This is a genomic window from Streptomyces sp. 5-10 (assembly GCF_014712245.1).
GTDB classification, from domain to species: Bacteria; Actinomycetota; Actinomycetes; order Streptomycetales; family Streptomycetaceae; genus Streptomyces; species Streptomyces violaceusniger.
In genome coordinates this window covers 1-19,191 of record NZ_JACVYG010000032.1, presented here as the reverse complement: position 1 = coordinate 19,191, position 19,191 = coordinate 1, and the positions used below count along the sequence as shown (strand labels likewise).

Annotated in this window: 15 protein-coding genes; 10 read left to right on the top strand and 5 right to left on the bottom strand. The window is 72.6% G+C overall.

Annotation, left to right across the window (positions count from 1 at the left end):
• Positions 1–59: 59 nt before the first annotated feature.
• Positions 60–263 (bottom strand): cold-shock protein, encoded by a 204-nt coding sequence (locus IEJ02_RS29615; protein WP_020871138.1) that lies wholly within the window; start codon positions 261–263, stop codon positions 60–62.
• A 309-nt stretch (positions 264–572) separates the two neighbouring features.
• Here IEJ02_RS29615 and IEJ02_RS29610 point away from each other — a divergent pair, with 309 nt between their 5' ends.
• Positions 573–944, top strand: a complete 372-nt coding sequence (locus IEJ02_RS29610) for an ArsR/SmtB family transcription factor (RefSeq protein WP_137978066.1) — start codon at positions 573–575, stop codon at positions 942–944.
• A gap of 3 nt (positions 945–947) precedes the next feature.
• Positions 948–1,580 carry an SRPBCC family protein gene (locus tag IEJ02_RS29605; protein ID WP_191067631.1) on the top strand — a complete coding sequence of 211 codons (633 nt, stop codon included), beginning with the start codon at positions 948–950 and terminating at the stop codon, positions 1,578–1,580.
• Between the two features lie 115 nt (positions 1,581–1,695).
• Here IEJ02_RS29605 and IEJ02_RS29600 read toward each other — a convergent pair whose 3' ends face one another.
• Complete coding sequence (locus IEJ02_RS29600; RefSeq protein ID WP_191067630.1) at positions 1,696–2,130, bottom strand: VOC family protein; 435 nt, start codon at positions 2,128–2,130, stop codon at positions 1,696–1,698.
• 205 nt (positions 2,131–2,335) lie between these two features.
• Here IEJ02_RS29600 and IEJ02_RS29595 point away from each other — a divergent pair, with 205 nt between their 5' ends.
• The 5 genes from IEJ02_RS29595 (at position 2,336) to IEJ02_RS29575 (ending at position 9,579) form a co-directional block, all read left to right on the top strand.
• On the top strand, positions 2,336–3,259 hold the full coding sequence (locus tag IEJ02_RS29595) for an alpha/beta hydrolase (protein ID WP_191067629.1): 924 nt from the start codon (positions 2,336–2,338) through the stop codon (positions 3,257–3,259).
• The gene (locus IEJ02_RS29590; protein ID WP_191067628.1) at positions 3,252–4,592 is read left to right on the top strand and encodes an acyltransferase family protein; all 1,341 of its coding nucleotides are present in this window, start codon (positions 3,252–3,254) and stop codon (positions 4,590–4,592) included. The genes IEJ02_RS29595 and IEJ02_RS29590 overlap by 8 nt, the downstream gene beginning before the upstream one ends.
• A 10-nt stretch (positions 4,593–4,602) precedes the next feature.
• The gene (locus tag IEJ02_RS29585) at positions 4,603–5,958 is read left to right on the top strand and encodes a sensor histidine kinase (protein ID WP_223864659.1); all 1,356 of its coding nucleotides are present in this window, start codon (positions 4,603–4,605) and stop codon (positions 5,956–5,958) included.
• Positions 5,955–6,632 (top strand): response regulator, encoded by a 678-nt coding sequence (locus IEJ02_RS29580; RefSeq protein ID WP_191067626.1) that lies wholly within the window; start codon positions 5,955–5,957, stop codon positions 6,630–6,632. Before IEJ02_RS29585 ends, IEJ02_RS29580 begins: the two co-directional genes overlap by 4 nt.
• Before the next feature lie 166 nt (positions 6,633–6,798).
• Positions 6,799–9,579 (top strand): glycosyl hydrolase family 65 domain-containing protein, encoded by a 2,781-nt coding sequence (locus IEJ02_RS29575; protein ID WP_191067625.1) that lies wholly within the window; start codon positions 6,799–6,801, stop codon positions 9,577–9,579.
• 175 nt (positions 9,580–9,754) lie between these two features.
• On the opposite strand, the gene IEJ02_RS29570 is transcribed toward IEJ02_RS29575, so the two are convergent.
• Positions 9,755–10,747, bottom strand: a complete 993-nt coding sequence (locus IEJ02_RS29570; RefSeq protein WP_191067697.1) for a helix-turn-helix domain-containing protein — start codon at positions 10,745–10,747, stop codon at positions 9,755–9,757.
• Between the two features lie 197 nt (positions 10,748–10,944).
• Entirely contained in the window at positions 10,945–11,712 is a 768-nt protein-coding gene (map, locus tag IEJ02_RS29565; protein WP_191067624.1) for a type I methionyl aminopeptidase, read from the bottom strand.
• 74 nt (positions 11,713–11,786) lie between these two features.
• On the opposite strand from map, the gene IEJ02_RS29560 reads away from it, so the two are divergent.
• Positions 11,787–12,074, top strand: coding sequence for a helix-turn-helix domain-containing protein (locus tag IEJ02_RS29560; protein WP_191067623.1), 288 nt, complete (start codon positions 11,787–11,789; stop codon positions 12,072–12,074).
• A gap of 296 nt (positions 12,075–12,370) precedes the next feature.
• On the top strand, positions 12,371–16,831 hold the full coding sequence (locus IEJ02_RS29555) for an ABC transporter transmembrane domain-containing protein (RefSeq protein WP_191067696.1): 4,461 nt from the start codon (positions 12,371–12,373) through the stop codon (positions 16,829–16,831).
• A gap of 181 nt (positions 16,832–17,012) precedes the next feature.
• Here the strand turns inward: IEJ02_RS29555 and IEJ02_RS29550 are convergent, their stop codons facing one another.
• On the bottom strand, positions 17,013–17,456 hold the full coding sequence (locus IEJ02_RS29550) for a hypothetical protein (RefSeq protein ID WP_020871152.1): 444 nt from the start codon (positions 17,454–17,456) through the stop codon (positions 17,013–17,015).
• A 183-nt stretch (positions 17,457–17,639) separates the two neighbouring features.
• On the opposite strand from IEJ02_RS29550, the gene IEJ02_RS29545 reads away from it, so the two are divergent.
• A complete protein-coding gene (locus IEJ02_RS29545; protein ID WP_191067622.1) occupies positions 17,640–19,046 on the top strand; it encodes a S28 family serine protease in 1,407 nt (468 codons plus the stop codon).
• The last annotated feature ends 145 nt before the right edge of the window (positions 19,047–19,191 follow it).

Genomic DNA, 19,191 nt, shown 5'->3' with positions numbered 1-19,191 from the left:
ACGAGCCGGGGCCCCGCACCCCTTCAGGCACGGGCCCCGGCTCGTGACAGGCGCTGCGATCAGGCGGGAACGATGTTCTCGGCCTGCGGGCCCTTCTGGCCCTGGGTGACGTCGAAGGTCACCTTCTGGCCTTCCTGCAGCTCACGGAAGCCGCTGGTGGCGATGTTCGAGTAGTGGGCGAAGACGTCGGCGCCGCCGCCGTCCTGCTCGATGAAGCCGAAGCCCTTTTCCGCGTTGAACCACTTCACGGTGCCAGTAGCCATGTCCTTCTCCTTCATATGGGGTCGGTCCGGAATGCACAGGGAATGCATCCCGAGTCGCCGAAATGACCCCATCCGGAAATGACCGGCAAAAACGAGAAATGCGCCTGACGCTACATACCGTCAGGCGCACACAGAGTTCATGGGTACCAAAACTGCAACTGAAGGAGATCCTATCACGTACGGCCTCGGAGTGGCGGAGGCGTGTGGCGTGGGGGCGTGGACGGCGAGTGGGTGGTGCCTGACCGCCGCGGCGCGGGGCGGCAAAGTTAAGTGTTGACTTATATAAGCGGCGGCTGGCATAGTCCGGGCGTGCACGCACTCGATGTCCTCGGAGACCCCGTCCGGCGCCGGATATTGGAGCTGCTCGCCGAGGGGGAGCGATCCTCCGGCGAGGTCAGCTCCGTCGTCCGGGCCGAGTTCGGCATCTCGCAGCCCGCCGTCTCGCAGCATCTGCGGGTGTTGCGGGAGGCCGGATTCGCCTCCGTACGGGCCGAGGGCACACGGCGGTTGTACGCCGTCGAGGCCGCGCCCCTGCGGGAGGTCGACCGGTGGCTCGACCGGTTCCGGGGCTTCTGGGAGCAGCGGCTGGACGCGCTGGGGACGGAACTGGCGCGGGGCAAGCGGCAGCGGCGGCTCGACGAGGGGCGCGGCGGCGGCAGCGGAACCGATGCGGAGACATGACTCATGAGCGAGATCGTCGATCAGATCAACCACGTCCATCGCGAGGTCGGCACCCGTGAGGTGCCCGACGGCGAGGCCCGTACCGTCCTGCTGCGGCGCACCTACGACGCCGCGATCGCGGACGTCTGGGACGCATGCACCGACCCGGAGCGGATCAGCCGCTGGTTCCTGCCGGTGAGCGGCGACCTGAAGCTCGGCGGCCACTACCAGCTGACGGGCAACGCGGGCGGCGAGATCCTGCGCTGCGAACCCCCGCGGCTGCTCGCGGTGAGCTGGCTGTTCGGCGAGAACCCCGGCTTCAGCGAGGTCGAGGTCCGGCTGACCGCCGAGGGCGAGGAGCGGACCGTCTTCGAGCTGGAGCACGTCGCCGTCGTACCGCCCGAGATGTGGGACCAGTACGGCCCCGGCGCGGTCGGCGTCGGCTGGGACGGCGCGCTGCTCGGCCTCTCCCTGCACCTGACGGGCGAGGGCGCGCCCGCCGACCCGGAGGCGTGGCAGGCCTCGGACGAGGCGCGGGAGTTCATGACCCGCAGCAGCGAGCGCTGGGGCGCCGCGTACGAAGCCTCGGGGGCCCCGGCGGAGGTGGCGGCGGCGACGACGCGCGCCACGACGGAGTTCTACGTGCCCGCGCGGTAAGGGCTGTCCGGTATCCGCTGGTCACGTAAGGGCTGTCCGGTATCCGCTGGTCACGGGTGAGCTGATCTCCGGTCCCGGCGTCGGAGCCGTCCTGTCGCGCCCTCCCGGGGGCTGCTCAGTCGAGACAGAACTCGTTGCCCTCGATGTCCTGCATGTGGATGCACGACTCATTGTGCTCATCGGCGAGCAGCACGCGCACGCGTGTCGCGCCGAGCGCGACCAGTCGCTCGCACTCGGCCTCGAGCGCGGCGAGGCGCTCCTCACCGACGAGCCCGGTGCCGACTCGCACGTCAAGATGGACCCGGTTCTTGACGACCTTGCCTTCGGGGACGCGCTGGAAGTACAGGCGCGGGCCCACGCCTGAGGGATCACCGCAGGCGAACGACGCTCCCTGCCGCTCAGGCGGCAGGGAGCGGTCGTACTCATCCCACGTGGCGAACCCCTCCGGTGGCGGCGGTACGACGTACCCCAGCACCTCGCACCAAAAGCGAGCGACGCGTTCGGGTTTCGCGCAGTCGAAGGTGACTTGGACCTGCTTGATCGATGACATCGTCGGACCATAGCAGGGGGCTCTGTCGCCATGGCCGCCCTCGGGAACAGGGCCGTCGGCCCCCGGCGGCGGCCGGCCGCCGCACCCCCTACCCGTCATACCTGGGGACTACCCCGGAGATGCACTCCCCGGTGGGACGCCAACCACGCGGCCGGCTCCATACCTTCCGTATCCACGACATCCGTTGGTACGGAAGGAATCAGCCATGGCGTCCCGTCTTCGCCGCGCCCTGCTGGCGGCGCTCGTCACCGCCTCGGTGGTGGCGCCCCTGGTGGGGGCCGCTGGGCCCAGTGAGGTGCCCGCGCCCGCGCCGGTGGCGCTGGGGCCGGTGCGCGTCGCGGGGCTTGAGCACCGGTACGCGGCCAACCGGGAGGGAATCCGGGCGGCCGAGGTGATGGCCGCCCGGCACGGGGACCGCGAGCGGGCGCGGGCGCTGCGGAAGATGCGGGGGGCGTCGCGGCACTTCCTGTCCTTCGACGGGCGGAACGGGGGCCGTGCCGTCGAGGTGTACGGGGATCTGGGGCGCGCCACGCGCATCGCGGTGCTGGTGCCGGGGTCGGACACCAACCTGGAGACGTACGACCGGTTCCGGGACGGGGCGCTCGCGCTGAGCCGTCAACTCGGGCGCCGTACGGCCGTCATCGGCTGGCTCGGGTACAAGACGCCCGGCACCGTGGCGCCCGAGGTGCTGACCACGGACCGGGCCGCCGGTGCCGCTCCCGGACTGGCCGCGTTCGTACGGGAGTTGAACGCGGCGGCGCCCCGGGCCCGGATCTCGCTCCTGTGCCACTCCTACGGCTCGGTGGTCTGCGCCCGGGCCGCACGGGGGCTGAACGCCGCGGACATCGTCCTGTACGGCAGCCCCGGGACGGGGTACGACGACGCCCGGCAGCTGCACACCCGGGCCACCGTCTGGGCCGGGCGGGGCGGGGACGACTGGATCGGCGGGGTGCCGCATGTGCGGATCCCGCTGCTGGGCACGACCATCGGCTTCGGGACCGACCCGGTCTCCCGGCGGTTCGGCGCGCGGATCTTCGACGCGGGGGACGTCGGGCACAGCGACTACCTCAAGCCCGGGTCCGTCGCCCTGGCGAGCTTGGGCCGGATCGTGGAGGGCCGCGATGCGTGAGACGGTCCGGCCGGGCGATACGCCCCGGCTGAGCGATACACCCCGGCCGAGTGTGACGGTCCGGCCGTGTAAGACGCCCCGGCCGCGTGAGACGGTCCAGCCGCGTGAGGCGGTTCGCGTACGTGGCCTCGTCCGGCGGATCGAGGCCGCCACCCCGTCCGGCCGCGACCGCGCCGTGGACGGTCTGCGGGCCGTCGCCATCCTCGGCGTGGTGCTCGGCCACTGGCTGGTGACCGCCCTCGTGGCCGACAGCGGCACCCTGCGCGTGGCCAGCCCGCTGCGGTACCAGCCCGGACTCACCCCCGTCTCCTGGGTGTTCCAGACCCTCGCGGTGTTCTTCCTGGTCGGCGGGCAGATGGGCGCCAAGAGCCACGAGTGCGCCCGCGCCCGGGGCATCAGCTACCGGCGGTGGCTGCGCGCCCGGCTGGCCCGGCTGTTCCGGCCCGTGGCCGCCGTGCTGACCGTATGGGCCGTGGCGGCGGGGGCGCTGCTCGGTGCCGGGGTGAGCCTGCTGACCGTGCACACGCTGCTCAAACTCGTCCTGTCCCCGCTGTGGTTCCTGCTGGTCTACGCGGTGCTCACGGCCGCGACCCCGCTGGTGGCGCGGCTGCATCCGCTGTGGCCGCTCGCCGTCGTGCTGCATGTCGACCTGATCCGGTTCGGCTTCGACGGCCCCGCCTGGCTCGGCTGGGTCAACCTGGCGGCGGGCTGGCTGGTCCCGTACTGCCTGGGCGCCGCCTGGGGCCGCGGCAGGCTGCGCGGGCGGACGGCCGGGTGGGTGCTGCTGACCGGGGGCGCGGCGGTCACCGCCGGGCTCGTCCTGCTCGGCGGCTATCCGGCGGCGATGGTCGGGGTGCCCGGCGCCTCGATCTCCAACCTCAACCCGCCCACCCTGGCGGCCGTCACCTTCGGGCTCGCCCAGTGCGGCGCGGCCCTGCTGCTGCGCGGCCCGCTGCGCCGGGTGCTGGCGCGGCCCGCCGCGTGGGCGGTGGTGGCGCTGGTCAACCTCGCCGCGATGACGGTCTTCCTGTGGCACCAGACCGCGATGATGGCGGTCAGCGTGACCACGCTGCGGCTCGCCGGACCGCAGACCGGGCTGCACACCGTGCCCGAAGGACCCGGCTGGGTGCTCGCCCGGCTGTGCTGGCTGCCGGTGTTCGCGGGGGCGCTGCTGATCTGCTGGGCGGCGTTCCACGCGTACGAGGCGGGGCGGTCGCGGAAGGACGGCGGCGGCCGGGTCGTCCGCGAAGGACGTCCCGGGAAGCAGGCACATCGGGCACATCAGGCACGACAGGCACAGCGGGCACGGAACGTGGAGCAGCGGAGTGTCTAGAGTCAAGGGCATGACAGGCGGCAAGATCGCGGACCGGCTGGCGGGTGGTCTGCGCGCCCTGCCGCGCACGGTGGGCGAGGCCCTGCGCGCGGCGCCGGGCATCCTGCGCGAGGACCTGTGGACGGTGGCGCGCGATCCGCTGCCGCGGATGCGCTGGCTGGGCCGGTTGCCCCATGGCCATGTGGTGTTGTTCGCGGTGCTCATGGCCTGGCTCAGCATGGCGCAGTTCCAGGAGCCCGCCCGCCCGGGGACGGCCCAGGACCCGGTGCCGCTGATCGGGCTCGTCGTGCTCGAAGCGCTGGCCGTCCAACTGGCGCTGACCCGCCCGATACCGGCGTGGTGGCTCTCGACCGCCATGCTCCTGGTGACGGCGCTGGCCGTGGACGACCGCGTCCCCGCGTATGTGCTCTACCCCTGGAACTACGGCCAGATCGCGCTGCACACCGCCGTCCTGTTCCTCCTCGCGCTGCGGGTCCGCCCGCGGATCGCCGCCGAGACGCTGGTCCTGACCCTGCTGGTGGGGGTGGTCACCTCGGCCCTCGCCACCCGGACCCACGCGGACGGCCTGGACGAGGCCATCGTGTCCTTCACCACCGCCGTGGTGGTGGGCGCCGCGCTGCGGGGCCGCCGGGTGGCGCGGACCCGGCTGGTCGAGCAGGAGGAGCTCACCGCGGAGGAACGGGCCCGGCGCACCCTGCTGGAGGAGCGCAACCGCATCGCCCGCGAGCTGCACGACGTGGTCGCCCACCACATGTCGGTGATCTCCATCCAGGCCCAGGTCGCCCCGCACCTCGCCGAGAATCCCTCCGACGAACTCAAGGAGAACCTCGCGGGCATCCGGCAGAACGCGGTCGAGGCGCTGGCCGAACTGCGCCGCGTGCTGGGCGTGCTGCGCTCCGAGGACGCCCTGGCCGACGGCGCCCGGCACGCCCCGCAGCCCACCCTGGACCGGCTGGACGAGCTGGTGGGCACGGTGCGGGGGACCGGGATCATGATCCTCACCGATGTCACCGGGGAGCGGCGGGCGCTGCCGCCGGGCGTGGAGCTGTCGGCGTTCCGCATCGTCCAGGAGGCGCTGAGCAATGTGATGCGGCACGCGCCGGGCGCCAAGGCGCGGGTGGAGCTGGGGTACCAGCGGCGCGGGCTGACCGTCCGGGTCGTCAACACCGCGCCGGCCCGGCCCGCCCCGCCCTCGCCGGGCGCCGGGCACGGGCTGCTCGGGATGCGGGAGCGCGCTGCGATGCTAGGGGGCGAGCTGACCACCGGCCCGACGCCGGACGGCGGTTACGAGGTGATCGCCGTACTGCCCACGGACCACCCCGCCCCGTCCGCCGCCGCGCCCGAGACCGCCGAGGATCCCGTATGACGACGACCATCCGCGTCCTGATCGCCGACGACCAGATGATGGTCCGCCAGGGCTTCACGGTGCTGCTCAACGCCGAACCGGACATCGAGGTCGTCGGCCAGGCCGTGGACGGGGCCGACGCCATCGCCCAGGCCGCCGAACTCGCCCCGGACGTGGTCCTGATGGACATACGGATGCCGGGGGTGGGCGGTATCGAGGCCACCCGCCGGCTCACCGAACCCGCCGGCGCCACCGTCAAGGTCCTCGTCCTCACCACCTTCGACCTGGACGAATACGTCTACGAGGCGCTGCGCGCCGGCGCGTCCGGGTTTCTGCTGAAGGACGCCTCGGCGGACGAACTGGCCCATGCGGTACGGGTGGTGGCGGCCGGTGACGCGCTGCTGGCGCCGAACATCACCAAGCGCCTGATCGGTGAGTTCTCCCGGGTGACCGCCGCCGCCCCGCGCGGGCCCCTCCGGGCCCGGGTGGGCGATCTGACCGAGCGCGAGACCGAGGTGCTCACGCTGATCGCCCAGGGGCTGTCGAACGCGGAGATCGCGGCACGGCTGGTGGTGGCCGAGCAGACCGTGAAGACCCATGTGAGCCGGATCCTGTTCAAGCTGGGGCTGCGCGACCGGACCCAGGCGGCGGTCTTCGCGTACGAGACGGGGCTGGTGCGCCCGTCGGCGTCCTGACCCGGCTCTCCCAGAGGGGTCCGGCGGACCTTTCCCCTCCCCGCCCCTGCCACGCGATGGAGCCGCATATCTTCAGGTGTTGAAGGCATTGCGTCATCCATTGACCTGCCGTGTTCACCTCTTTATGGTCACTGCGACCGTCACCGGCGAACCACGACGGAGAACGATGACGTACTCCCCCCTCCGGCCGCCCCGGCCCGTCCGGCTGATCGCCCCGCTCCTCGTCTGCGGGCTGATCGCCGCCGTGCCCCCGGCGTCCGCCGCTCCCGAATCCGACTCCTCCGCGGCGGCCGACGCCACCGCCGGAGGGGACTGCACGCGCGGGCCGTCCGACGGCTGGGCGCTCTCCTCCAGCCGTATCGACCCCAAGGACAGCTCCCACGCGTACGTGGGCAACGGCTATCTGGGGCAGCGGGTGCCGCCCCAGGGGACCGGGTACTCCGGAGGTGGCGACAAGACCGGATGGCCGCTGTTCACCCCCCGCTACGACGGCGCCTTCGTCTCCGGCCTCTACGCGCACAACGCGAAGACGACCGAGAACCGGCAGGTGGCCGCCGCCATTCCCACCTGGTCCACGCTGAACGTGGCCACCGGGGGCGACCGTTCGGAGACCTTCGGCTCGCGGACGCCCGCCGGGCGGATCTCCCACTACCGGCAGACGGTCTTCATGCGCTGCGGTCTGGTGCGGACCTCCCTCACCTGGACCGCGTCCGACGGGCGCGCCACCGACCTCACCTATGACATCGTCGCCGACCGCGCCAACGCGCACGTGGGCGCCGTAAGGATGCGGATGACCCCGCACTGGGGCGGGGACGCGACCGTCACCGACCTGCTCGACGGGCGCGGTGCGCGGCGGATGAGCGGGACCGGCGGTGGCGCCCATAAGGACGGCACGGTCGATGTCGCCTTCCGTACGGACGGCACGAAGACCGACGGAGCCGTGGCCTCCACGCTGCGCCCCGGCCCGGGTGTCCGGACGGCCGAGGCGAGGACGGGCGGCACGGAGGCGGGTCGGATGAAGACCGGTGGGACGGAGACCGGTGGCACGGAGGCGGCGCGGGACCTGTCCGCGCGCCAGGCCCTCCGCTTCCCCGTCCACCCCGGCCGTTCCTACGAGTTCACCAAGTACGTGGGCGTGGACACCGCGCTGACCTCCCCCACCCCGCGCGCCGACGCCCTCGCCGCCTCCCGCCGCGCGGCGGACCAGGGCTGGGACGGGCTGTTCGCCGCCCACAGCGCCGCCTGGAAGCGGCTGTGGCGCTCCGACGTCGAGGTGGCCGGGCGCCGTCAGCGCGACCTCCAGGACTGGGTGCGCTCCGCGCAGTACGGACTGCTGTCCGCCACTCGCGCCGGCTCCCGCAACAGCATCTCCCCGACCGGACTGAGCAGCGACAACTACGGCGGGCTGATCTTCTGGGACGCCGAGACCTGGATGTACCCCGGGCTGCTGGCCACCCATCCCGAACTCGCCAAGTCGGTGGTGGAGTACCGCTACAAGACCCGCGCCGGCGCCCGCGCCAACGCCCGCAAGCTGGGCTACCCCGGTCTGTTCTACCCCTGGACCAGTGCGAGCGAGGGCGGGCTGTGGACCGAGTGCCACAGCTGGGACCCGCCGCACTGCCGCACCCAGAACCACCTCCAGAGCGATATCGCCGTGGCGGCCTGGCAGTACTACCAGTCGACGGGCGACACCCGGTGGCTGCGCGGACGCGGCTGGCCGGTGCTCAAGGGGATCGCCGAGTTCTGGGCGGGACGCGCCACGCACAACGCCGACGGCAGCTACTCCATCAAGAACGTGGCCGGTCCCGACGAGTACAGCAACGGCGTGGACGACGCGGTCTTCACCAACGCCGGGGCCGCCACCGCCCTGCGCGACGCGGCCCGCGCCGCCCGCCTCCTCGGCGAGCCGGTGCCCGCCGCCTGGAACCGGATCGCCGACCGGCTGCGGATCCCGTACGACGAGAAGAGCCAGGTCTTCCAGCAGTACGACGGCTACAAGGGTTCGCTGATCAAGCAGGCCGACACCGTGCTGCTGATGTACCCGCTGGAGTGGCCGATGTCCGGGCAGGCGGCCGCCAGGACGCTGGACTACTACGCGGCCCGCACCGACCCGGACGGCCCGGCCATGACGGACTCGGTGCACGCCATCGACGCCGCCGCCATCGGCGAGCCCGGCTGCTCCACGTACACCTACCTCCAGCGCGCCATCAAGCCGTTCGTCCGCGGCCCCTTCGACACCTTCTCGGAGGCGCGGGGCGAGAAGGCGGGCGCGCAGGACCCCCTGTCCGGCTCCCCGGCGCAGGACTTCCTCACCGGTAAGGGCGGCTTCCTCCAGGTCTTCACCCACGGTCTGACCGGGATGCGGATGGACGAGGACGGTGTGCGGCTCGACCCGACGCTGCCGCCGCAGCTCCACGACGGTGTCACCCTGCGGGGGCTGCGGTGGCGGGGCCGCACCTACGACGTGGCCATCGGCCCGCACGAGACGGCCGTAAGGCTGACGGCGGGCGCGCCGATGCGGATCGGGACCCCGGGGCGCGGGGAGCGGATCGTGAGCCGGGGCGCGCCCGCGGTGCTCAAGACCCGCCGCCCGGACCTCGAGCCGACCGACAACGTCGCGCGCTGCGGTGAGGCGACGGCGAGCACGGAGGAGCCCGGGATGTACGCGGGCGCCGCCGTGGACGGCAACGCGGCCACCGCCTGGGTGCCGGACGCCGCCGAGGGCACGCTCACGGCCGACCTCGGGCGCGCCGTGCGGCTGGCGAAGGTCAGCCCGGAGTGGACCCGCACCCACCCCGCCTCCCACGAGGTGCGGACCTCGCTCGACGGCCGCCACTGGCGCGAGGGGACGACCGGCCCGGCCCGCTTCGTACGGGTCACCGTGCGGTCGGCGGACGACAAGAAGCGCGCGGGCATCGAGGAGTTGCGGGTGACCCGCGCCAAGTGACCCGTGGGGCCAAGTGATCCCGTTGGGGGTCGGGATGCGCGGTCCGTGCACGGCGGACGCGGTCCGTGCACGCAGGATCAAGACAGTGTGCACAGGAGGCCAACGACATCCCGGCCCCGGCGGGCCCATGCTGATCAGTGACGGGTGAGCAGGGTTGCTACGGGGGGAGCCCCGCTCACCTGTTCGCCGCGAGCGCCCTATGGCGGAAGTCCCGTGGGGGCACGCCATAGGCGCTGCGGAAGGCACGGCTGAAGTCCGCGGCGTGCCCGAAGCCCCAACGGGCGGCGATGACATGGATGGGGGTGTCGCCCAGAGCGGGATCGGCGAGGTCGCGGCGGCAGCGTTCCAGGCGCTGGGCGCGGATCCACGCGGAGACGGTGTGCCCCTGCTCCTCGAAGAGGCGGTAGAGGTACCGGAGCGAGATGTGATGGGCGGCGGCGATCGAGGCCGGGGTGAGATCCGGGCGGTCCAGATTCTGCTGGATGAACTCCTGGATGCGTAACCGCAGGGTACGCCGACGGCTCTCGGGGGTGAGCCTGTTCTCGGCGTCCGCCTCGGCACCGGCGTCGAGCTCATGCGCGAGCAGCGCGTTGAGCAGATCGACGACGACGGTGCCGAGGCGCGGTGCGTCGGCCGGGCCGTAGGTGTCGGACTCGGTGGCCAGACGGGTGAGGAGGTCGGCGAGCATGGCACCGATCCCGGACCGCCCGGACAGCCGCCGCCCGAGCAGCCGCCGGAGGTCGGCGGGCGGGAACGGCAGGAGCGAGGGACGGAGGGTGACCGTCATCCCGTCGACCCTGCCGCGCTCGCACACCGCCAGATACGGCGTGGAGGTGGAGGTGAGCATGAGCTGCCGGGCGCCGACCGTGGTTGCGGCGTCCCCGTGGCACACGTCGCTCTCCCCGCGCAGGGTGAGCCGCAGATGGTAGAGCTCGGGGTCGGAGCGCCGGATGTGGGCCGCCGTCCGCTCGTTCCGCAGTGACGGTACGGAGGTGTAGGTCAGCATCACCTCGCCGATGTCCACTCCGCCCCGTACGTGCGCGCGGAAGTCGTGCTCATGGTCGCTGCGCAGCTCCATGGGTATCGACGTCAGCTCGCACAGGGCGCGCCACGCCGCGAACCGTTCCGCGGGCGGGATGTCGTCGATCTGGGGCACCGTCACGATCATCATCCTTTCGCCTGGCCGGTGGTGCGCTTTTCGATGGGCGCGACCTTAGACAGCCCTGCTAAGTGTTTGATGAACGGTCCGGTATTGAACAGTCCGCTTCTGGGCGATTCCGCGAGCGTGTGTCCGGTCGGGAGCGGCGGGCGAGGCGCCGCGTCTCCTCTGTCTTCTCGGAGCTTTCTCGGGTCAGCTCCGTGTTCTCAGAGCGCGGTCAGGATCCGGGGGCCGTCGTCCGTGATCGCCACCGTGTGCTCGCAGTGGGCGGCGCGGCTGCCGTCCGTCGTCCGCAGCGTCCAGCCGTCGGCGTCGGTGGTGTACGAGTCCAGGCCGCCCGCCAGGAACATCGGCTCGATGGCCAGCACCAGCCCGTGCCGCAGCGGAAAGCCCCGGCCGGGCCGCCCCTCGTTGGGGACCGGCGGATCCTCGTGCATCCGGCGGCCGATGCCATGGCCGCCGAAGTCCTCCATGATGCCGTAGCCCGCGGCGCGCCCCACCGTCCCCACGGCATGGGAGATGTCGCCCATCCGGCCCCCCGCGACGGCCGCCGCGATCCCCGCCTCCAGTGCCTGCCGGGTGGTCTCGATCAGCCGGAGGTCGGCCGGGCGCGGGGTGCCGACGGTGAAGCTGACGGCGGCGTCGCCGCTCCAGCCGTCCAGCGTCGCACCGCAGTCGATGGTCACCAGATCGCCGTCGCGCAGCCGGTAGTCGTCGGGGATGCCGTGGACGATGGCGTCGTTGACCGAGGCGCAGACGACGGCGGGGAAGGGGGTGGGCGCGAACTGCGGCCGGTAGCCGAGGAACGGGGAGCTCGCCCCGGCCTCGCGCAGCACCTCCCGCGCCGCCTCGTCCAGCTCGCGCAGCGAGACGCCGATGGCCGCCGCCTCCTGCGCGGCGGCGAGCGCCGAGGCCACGACGCGCCCCGCCTCGCGCATGGCGTCCAGGGACGCGTCGGTCTTGATTTCCACCATGGGTGACCCCTTCGGGTGACCGAACCACCGGTTCGGTGTGTGCCAATTACTATACCGGTATTAGTATCACGCTCATGGTGCGCACTCCTCTCACCCCGCTGGAACGTGAACGCGGCCGCTTCCTCGGCGCCCTGCTGCGTCAGGCCCGTGGCGAACGGAGCATGGCCGAGGTCGCCGCCGGGGCCGGGATCTCCGCCGAGACCCTTCGGAAGATCGAGACCGGCCGGGCCCCGACCCCCGCCTTCTTCACCATCGCGGCGCTCGCCGCCACTCTTGGGCTGACCCTGGGCGAGATCGCGGAGCGGTGTGCCGCCGTCACGGCCCCGAAGCCGGGGGAGGGGGTGGCGGAGGAGGCGGCCTAAGCGCTCCGCTGTTGCCCTGACCTGCCGTCGATCGTCCGCGGCGCCGTCGTGGCTGGTCCCACGCGGCGGAGCCGCCCATCGACACAGCCCCGCGCCCCTTCGGGGCGTACCGAACCGCAGCCGACTTCCGCCGATCCGCTTAGCTGGGAGGTGCCCAGCGGGCCCCGCCGGGCGCCCCGTGAGCGGACGCGTCCGCCCCGATCCCATTTGTTGCGGCAGGATGAAATCCGCACATCAGTGTGTTGGTGCCTTCCGGAAGCGTGTGCGGATCGGGAGGTTCACGGGTGGCGGACGTAGTGGCGGGCGCAAAGGGTGCGGGTGGGCCGGGCCCGGACGGTCCGGAAGCCGGGCGGGGCTGGGTGCGGCGGCTGTTCGGCTACTGCTGGCAGTACCGCAGCGATGTGCTGCTCGCCCTCGGCGCCTCGCTCGCCGGCATGGCCGTCATGGCGCTCGTCCCGCTCGTGCCGAAGCTGATCATCGACGATGTGATCGTCTCGCACGATCGCCCCCTCGCCCCCTGGGCCACCCTGCTGATCGTCGCCGCCCTCGTGGTGTACGTCCTCACCTACGTCCGCCGCTTCTACGGCGGACGGCTCGCCCTCGACGTCCAGCACGCCCTGCGCACCGAGATGTTCGCGGCCATCGCCCGCTTCGACGGCAGACGGCAGGACAAGCTCTCCACCGGCCAGATCATCGGCCGGGCCACCAGCGACCTCCAGCTGATCCAGGGCCTGCTCTTCATGGTGCCGATGATGATCGGCAACATCCTGCTCTTCCTGGTCTCGCTCGTCGTGATGGCGGTGCTCTCGCCGCTGCTCACCGTCGTCGCCCTCGCCGTCGCCCCCGCCCTGTGGATCCTCGCCTCGCGCAGCCGCGTCCGGCTCTTCCCCGCCACCTGGTACGCCCAGGCGCAGGCGGCCGCCGTCGCGGGCGTGGTCGACGGGGCCGTGACCGGTGTCCGGGTGGTCAAGGGGTTCGGGCAGGAGGCGCAGGAGACCGACAAGCTGCGGGAGGTCGGCCGCAGGCTGTTCGCCGCCCGGCTGCGGACCGTGCGGCTGAACTCGCGCTACACCCCGGCCCTCCAGGCCGTCCCCGCCCTCGGCCAGGTCGCCATGCTGGCGCTCGGCGGCTGGATGGCCACGCGGGGCCAGATCACCCTCGGCACCTTCGTGGCCTTCTCGACCTACCTCGCCCAGCTCGTGGGCCCGGTGCGGATGCTCACGATGCTGCTGACCATCGGGCAGCAGGCGCGGGCCGGGGTCGAGCGGGTCTTCGAGCTCATCGACACCGAGCCGGTCATCGACGAGCGCCCCGACGCCCGGGAGCTTCCCGAGGACGCCCCGGCGACGGTCGAGTTCGACCGGGTGAGCTTCGGCTACGACCCCGAGCGGCCGGTGCTGTCCGAGGTGTCCCTGCGCATCGAGCCGGGCGAGACCCTGGCCGTCGTGGGCGCCTCCGGAAGCGGCAAGTCGACGCTGTCCATGCTGCTGCCGCGCTTCTACGACGTGTCGTCGGGCGCGGTGCGGATCGGCGGCCATGATGTCCGGGAGCTGACGTACGACTCGCTGCGCCGGGCGGTCGGGCTGGTGCCGGAGGACAGCTTCCTCTTCTCCGACACCGTGCGCGCCAACCTCGCCTACGGGCTGCCGGACGCGAGCGAGGAGCGGATCCGGGCCGCCGCCCGCGCCGCGCAGGCCGACGGCTTCATCTCCGCGCTGCCGGACGGCTATGACACCGAGGTCGGCGAGCAGGGGCTGACCCTCTCCGGCGGCCAGCGCCAGCGGCTGGCCCTGGCCCGCGCAATCCTCACCGACCCCCGGCTGCTCGTCCTGGACGACGCCACCTCGGCGGTGGACGCGCGCGTCGAGCACGAGATCCACGAGGCGCTCCGGGGCGTCATGGCGGGCCGCACCACCCTGCTGATCGCCCACCGCCCCTCCACCCTCGCCCTCGCCGACCGCATCGCGGTGATGGACCGGGGCCGGGTCGTGGACGTGGGCACGGACGAGGAGCTGAGGGCCCGGAGCGAGCTGTACCGGCGGCTGCTGACGGATGACGCCGAGGACGTCGCCGCCCCGGGCGGCGGTCCGGCCGGGCACGCGGCCGTGCCGCCGACCGGGAACGGCCACCGGCCATCGGCCGGGGCCGACGGCCCGGCTCCGGACCACGCCGAGCCGCGTGGCGGCGGCGCCACGCCCGCGGCGGGGTTCGCCGCCGCGTTCGGCGGGGAGGCCGCCGTGACGGGGTTGGCCGAGCCGTGTCTCGACGGTGAGCCGTCCACGGACGGCGACCGTCCGGCCCCGGACCATGCCGAGCCGCGTGGCGGCGACGCGCACGCGGCGGGGTTCGCTGCCGCGTTCGGCGGGGAGGCCGCCGCCACCGGCTTGGCCGAGCCCCGTCTCGGCGGGGAGCCGTCCCCCGATGGTGAGCGCACGGCGCATGGCTGTGCGAACCGCCCCCGCGCGACGGCGCCCCTGCGGGCGCGTGGTGGGGATGATCCGGCGCAGGCCGCGACCGACGCGACCGGGTCCGCGACGGGCCTGAGGCGGGATGGCGACGGGGTGTCGGCCGACACATGGCTGCGGCCCGACGGCGGCGAGGGGCGCTGCCGCCCGCACGGTGGGGACGACCCCGACCACGCCTGCGCCGGGGACCGGGCGGGGGCGACGGGGTTCGCCGGGGCGTCCGGCGGTGAGCCGGGCGCTGAGGACCCGAGCGAGCCGTGTCCCGCGAGGGGAGCCGGGCCCGACGGGGCCGGGGCGGGCCGCGAGCTTCGGGTGACCCCGGAGCTGTGGGTGCGGCCCGATGGTGACGACCATAAGGATGGTGACGGCCGTAAGGGCGACACGGCGGCGGGCGCGGGCCCGGGGGCCGGGGCCGTGGCCGGGCCCGGGCTCGCGGGGGCGCTGTCCGGGATGCCCGCCACCCCCGAGCTGCTCGCCAAGGTCGCCGCACTGCCGCCCGCCACCGACACCCCCGACATCGACGAGGAGCGGGCCGCCCGCCCCGAGGAGGCCTACGGGCTGCGGCGGTTGCTGCGCGGCTTCGGGGCGCCGCTCCTGGTCGCGCTGGCGCTCGTGGCCGTGGACGCGATCGCCGGGCTGCTGCTGCCGGTGCTCATCCGGCACGGGATCGACCAGGGCGTCCAGCGGCTCTCGCTCGGCGCGGTGTGGGCCGCCTCGGGACTCGCGCTCCTCGTCGTCCTCGCGCAGTGGGCCGCCCAGATCGGCGAGACGCGGATGACCGGGCGGACCGGTGAACGGGTGCTCTACGCCCTGCGCGTGAAGATCTTCGCCCAGCTCCAGCGGCTCGGTCTCGACTACTACGAGCGCGAGCTGACCGGCAAGATCATGACGCGGATGACCACCGATGTCGACGCGCTGTCCACGTTCCTCCAGACCGGCCTCGTCACCGCCGTGGTCAGCCTGCTGACCTTCTTCGGCATCCTGGTCGCGCTGCTCATCATCGACGTGGAGCTCGCGCTGGTGGTCTTCCTGACCCTGCCGCCGCTCATCATCGGCACGGTGGTGTTCCGGCGCCGCAGCGTCAAGGCGTACGAGCTGGCGCGCGAGCGCGTGAGCGTGGTCAACGCGGACCTCCAGGAGAGCGTGGCGGGGCTGCGGATCGTGCAGGCGTTCCGGCGCGAGCGGTCGGGCCGGGAGCGGTTCGCGGCCCGCAGCGACGCCTACCGCCAGGCGCGGCTGCGCGGCCAGCGGCTGATCTCGCTGTACTTCCCGTTCGTCCAGCTGCTGTCGTCCGTGGCCTCCGCGCTGGTGCTCATCGTGGGCGCCGGGCGGGTCGGGGACGGCACGCTGACGGCGGGCGCGCTGGTGGCCTACCTCCTCTACATCGACCTGTTCTTCGCCCCCGTCCAGCAGCTCTCCCAGGTCTTCGACGGCTATCAGCAGGCCACCGTGTCGCTGGGCCGCATCCAGGAGCTGCTGCGCGAGCCCACCACCACACCGGTGGCCGAGGCCCCGCGCGAGGTGCGCGCGATGCGCGGCGAGATCGTCTTCGACGATGTGCGGTTCCGGTACGGGGGTGGGGACGGGGACGGCGAGGAGGCGCTGGCGGGCATCTCGCTCACGATCCCCGCGGGGCAGACCGTGGCGTTCGTCGGGGAGACCGGGGCGGGGAAGTCCACCCTGGTCAAGCTGGTGGCGCGGTTCTACGACCCGACGCGGGGCGCCGTGCGGGTGGACGGTGTGGATCTGCGCGAGCTCGACCTCACCGGATACCGCGGCCACCTCGGGGTGGTCCCGCAGGAGCCGTATCTCTTCGCCGGGACGGTGCGCGACGCCATCGCCTACGGACGGCCCGGCGCGAGCGACGCGGAGGTGGAGGCCGCCGCGCGGGCGGTCGGCGCCCATGCCATGGTGGCGTCGCTCGACGGTGGCTATCTGCACCAGGTCTCCGAGCGCGGGCGCAATCTCTCCGCCGGGCAGCGGCAGTTGATCGCGCTGGCGCGCGCCGAGCTGGTGAACCCGGACATCCTGCTGCTCGACGAGGCCACGGCCGCGCTCGATCTGGCCACCGAGGCCCTGGTCAACCAGGCCACGGATCGTCTGACGGGACGGCGCACCACACTGGTCGTCGCCCACCGGCTGACCACCGCCGCCCGTGCGGACCGGGTGGTGGTCCTGGACCACGGCCGGGTCGTCGAGGACGGCACCCATGAGGAGCTGGTGGCGCGGGACGGGCGGTACGCCGCGCTGTGGCGCACCTTTTCGGGTGAGACGGCTCCCGCCGTGGCGTAACCGGTGCTTGGCCGTCTGCGGCTCCGTCGTGGCTGGTCGCGCCCGCGCGGCGGAGCCGCACATCGACACAGCCCCGCGCCCCTTCGGGGCGCTGTCGAACCGCAGCGGACTTCTTCCGCACCGGTCATCCGGCTTACGACCGGTAACGCTCAGCGTTCGCCGGTTGTTACGTACGGTAACGTCATGGTTCCATGCCGCTCGCCCTCGCTATGCCCTCCACCTCCCGCCGGTCCCGCTCCCGCTGCTCCGCCTCGGCCGCCACCCGCTGCTTGTGGCGGTGTAGGAAGTCGGGGTCCCCGGCCCGCTCCTGAGGCACCAGCACCTTCATGCCCTTGGCGTGCGGGCTGTCGCCGAGGTCGACCACCACACGCTCGTCCTGGGAGGTGAGCAGGCCGAACAGCACCAGCAGCTCGGCCTGGAGAGCGGGGGTGAACAGCTCTTTCTCCTCCGGCCCCATGCCGAGTTCGTACGTCCCCCCGCGGACGGCCGGTGAGGTGCTCAACTCGCGCAGCAGCCGCATCAGCAGCTCGAGCGAGCGAGGATCGATCCGTTCCTGCAATTCGTTCAGATACCGCGTCAGTCGCTCGGCCCGTTCACTCCGGTCGTGCCGTTCGTCTCGGTCCATACAGGCAGCATGAGCCATCACAGCCCGCTACGAAAGAGGGCGGCGGTAACAACTCTCCGTATTCGGCCTCGGGTTGGAGCGTTCACGGCATCTGGCGACGCGAGTGTGTGCCCGGATAGGTTCTCGGCGACCTGTGCGAATTCACGGGGCAATGGGTCATCACGGCAACAAAGGGGAGGGTGCATGCGCAAGATGCTCAGATGGCTGGTGGCGCTCGCGATACTGGTGGGGACGGTCGGCGCGGGCGCCGGAAGCGCGTCCGCGGCGCCGGCCGCCCCCGCCCCGCCGGACATCAAGGAACGTGTCCTGGCGATTCCCGGAATGCGTTTCGTCGAGGAGCAGCCTTACGAGGGCTATCGCTTCCTCGTCTTCAGCTACGCCCAGCCGGTGGACCACCGGAATCCCTCCAAGGGCAGCTTCCAGCAGCGGTTCACCCTGCTGCACAAGGCCACCGACCGGCCCACGGTCTTCTACACCTCGGGTTACAACGTCACCACCGCCCCGCGCCGCAGTGAGCCCACACAGCTCGTGGACGGCAACCAGGTGTCCATGGAGTACCGTTTCTTCACTCCCTCCCGGCCCCAGCCCGCCGACTGGTCCAAGCTGGACATCTGGCAGGCCGCGAGCGACCAGCACCGGCTCTTCCGGGCCCTGAAGCCCATCTACGGCAAGAAGTGGCTGGCCACCGGCGGCAGCAAGGGCGGGATGACGGCCACCTACTACCGCCGCTTCTACCCCCGGGATATGGACGGCACCGTCGCCTATGTCGCGCCCAACGACGTGGCCGACAAGGAGGACTCCGCCTACGACCGCTTCTTCGCGGGCGTGGGCACCGCCGAATGCCGCACCAAGCTCAACGCGGTGCAGCGCGAGGCGCTGGTGCGGCGCGACGAGATCGTCAAGCGCTACCAGAAGTGGGCGGACGACGAGAAGCGGACCTTCACCGTCGTCGGCAGCGCCGACAAGGCGTACGAGAACGTGGTCCTGGACCTGGTGTGGGCCTTCTGGCAGTACCACCTGCTGAAGGACTGCGCGGACGTCCCCGCCCCGACCGCGTCCACCGACGAGCTGTACGGCTTCATCGACGAGATCTCGGGCTTCTCCGCCTACACCGACCAGGGCCTGGAGACCTACACGCCGTACTACTACCAGGCGGGCACCGAGCTCGGCTCGCCCACCTTCAAGACCCCGCACCTGGACGGGCTGCTGCGCTACCCCGGCATCTACGCCCCGCGCAACTACGTGCCGCGTGACATCCCGATGCGCTTCAAGCCGGGCGTGATGCGGGACATCGACCGCTGGGTCCGGCACGACGCCCACCGGATGCTCTTCGTCTACGGCCAGAACGACCCGTGGGGCGCCGAGCGCTTCCGGGTCGGCAAGGGCGCCAAGGACGCGTACGTCTACACGGTGGCCGGCGGCAACCACGGCTCCAGCATCGCCCAGCTGACGGCCGACCAGAAGGCCAAGGCCACCGCCGAGGTGCAGCGATGGGCGGGCGTCAGCCCGACCAGCAAGCCCCTCGCCCGGCACGACGCGAGGCTCGACCGCCGTGAGGTGGAGCGCGAGCCGGTGACGCTGCGCCCGTAGGGCGCGTCCGCGGGCCCGATCGGGCACGGGCGCCAGGGGGTGGCCGGCGGGCGAAGCACCGATATGCGGCTCCGCCGCGTGGCCCGCCGCAGGCGTGCGCGTACCGGCGGGCCCCTAGATGAATGAGTCCGATGTTCTCAGTGGT

Excerpts from the sequence above, each read along its gene's own strand:
- IEJ02_RS29590 (WP_191067628.1), top strand. The coding sequence starts at position 3,252 with ATGCGTGAGACGGTCCGGCCGGGCGATACGCCCCGGCTGAGCGATACA.
- IEJ02_RS29575 (WP_191067625.1), top strand. The coding sequence starts at position 6,799 with ATGACGTACTCCCCCCTCCGGCCGCCCCGGCCCGTCCGGCTGATCGCC.
- IEJ02_RS29580 (WP_191067626.1), top strand. The coding sequence starts at position 5,955 with ATGACGACGACCATCCGCGTCCTGATCGCCGACGACCAGATGATGGTC.
- IEJ02_RS29600 (WP_191067630.1), bottom strand. The coding sequence starts at position 2,130 with ATGTCATCGATCAAGCAGGTCCAAGTCACCTTCGACTGCGCGAAACCC.
- map (WP_191067624.1), bottom strand. The coding sequence starts at position 11,712 with ATGGTGGAAATCAAGACCGACGCGTCCCTGGACGCCATGCGCGAGGCG.
- IEJ02_RS29595 (WP_191067629.1), top strand. The coding sequence starts at position 2,336 with ATGGCGTCCCGTCTTCGCCGCGCCCTGCTGGCGGCGCTCGTCACCGCC.
- IEJ02_RS29550 (WP_020871152.1), bottom strand. The coding sequence starts at position 17,456 with ATGGACCGAGACGAACGGCACGACCGGAGTGAACGGGCCGAGCGACTG.
- IEJ02_RS29605 (WP_191067631.1), top strand. The coding sequence starts at position 948 with ATGAGCGAGATCGTCGATCAGATCAACCACGTCCATCGCGAGGTCGGC.
- IEJ02_RS29560 (WP_191067623.1), top strand. The coding sequence starts at position 11,787 with ATGGTGCGCACTCCTCTCACCCCGCTGGAACGTGAACGCGGCCGCTTC.
- IEJ02_RS29615 (WP_020871138.1), bottom strand. The coding sequence starts at position 263 with ATGGCTACTGGCACCGTGAAGTGGTTCAACGCGGAAAAGGGCTTCGGC.
- IEJ02_RS29570 (WP_191067697.1), bottom strand. The coding sequence starts at position 10,747 with ATGATCGTGACGGTGCCCCAGATCGACGACATCCCGCCCGCGGAACGG.
- IEJ02_RS29545 (WP_191067622.1), top strand. The coding sequence starts at position 17,640 with ATGCGCAAGATGCTCAGATGGCTGGTGGCGCTCGCGATACTGGTGGGG.
- IEJ02_RS29585 (WP_223864659.1), top strand. The coding sequence starts at position 4,603 with ATGACAGGCGGCAAGATCGCGGACCGGCTGGCGGGTGGTCTGCGCGCC.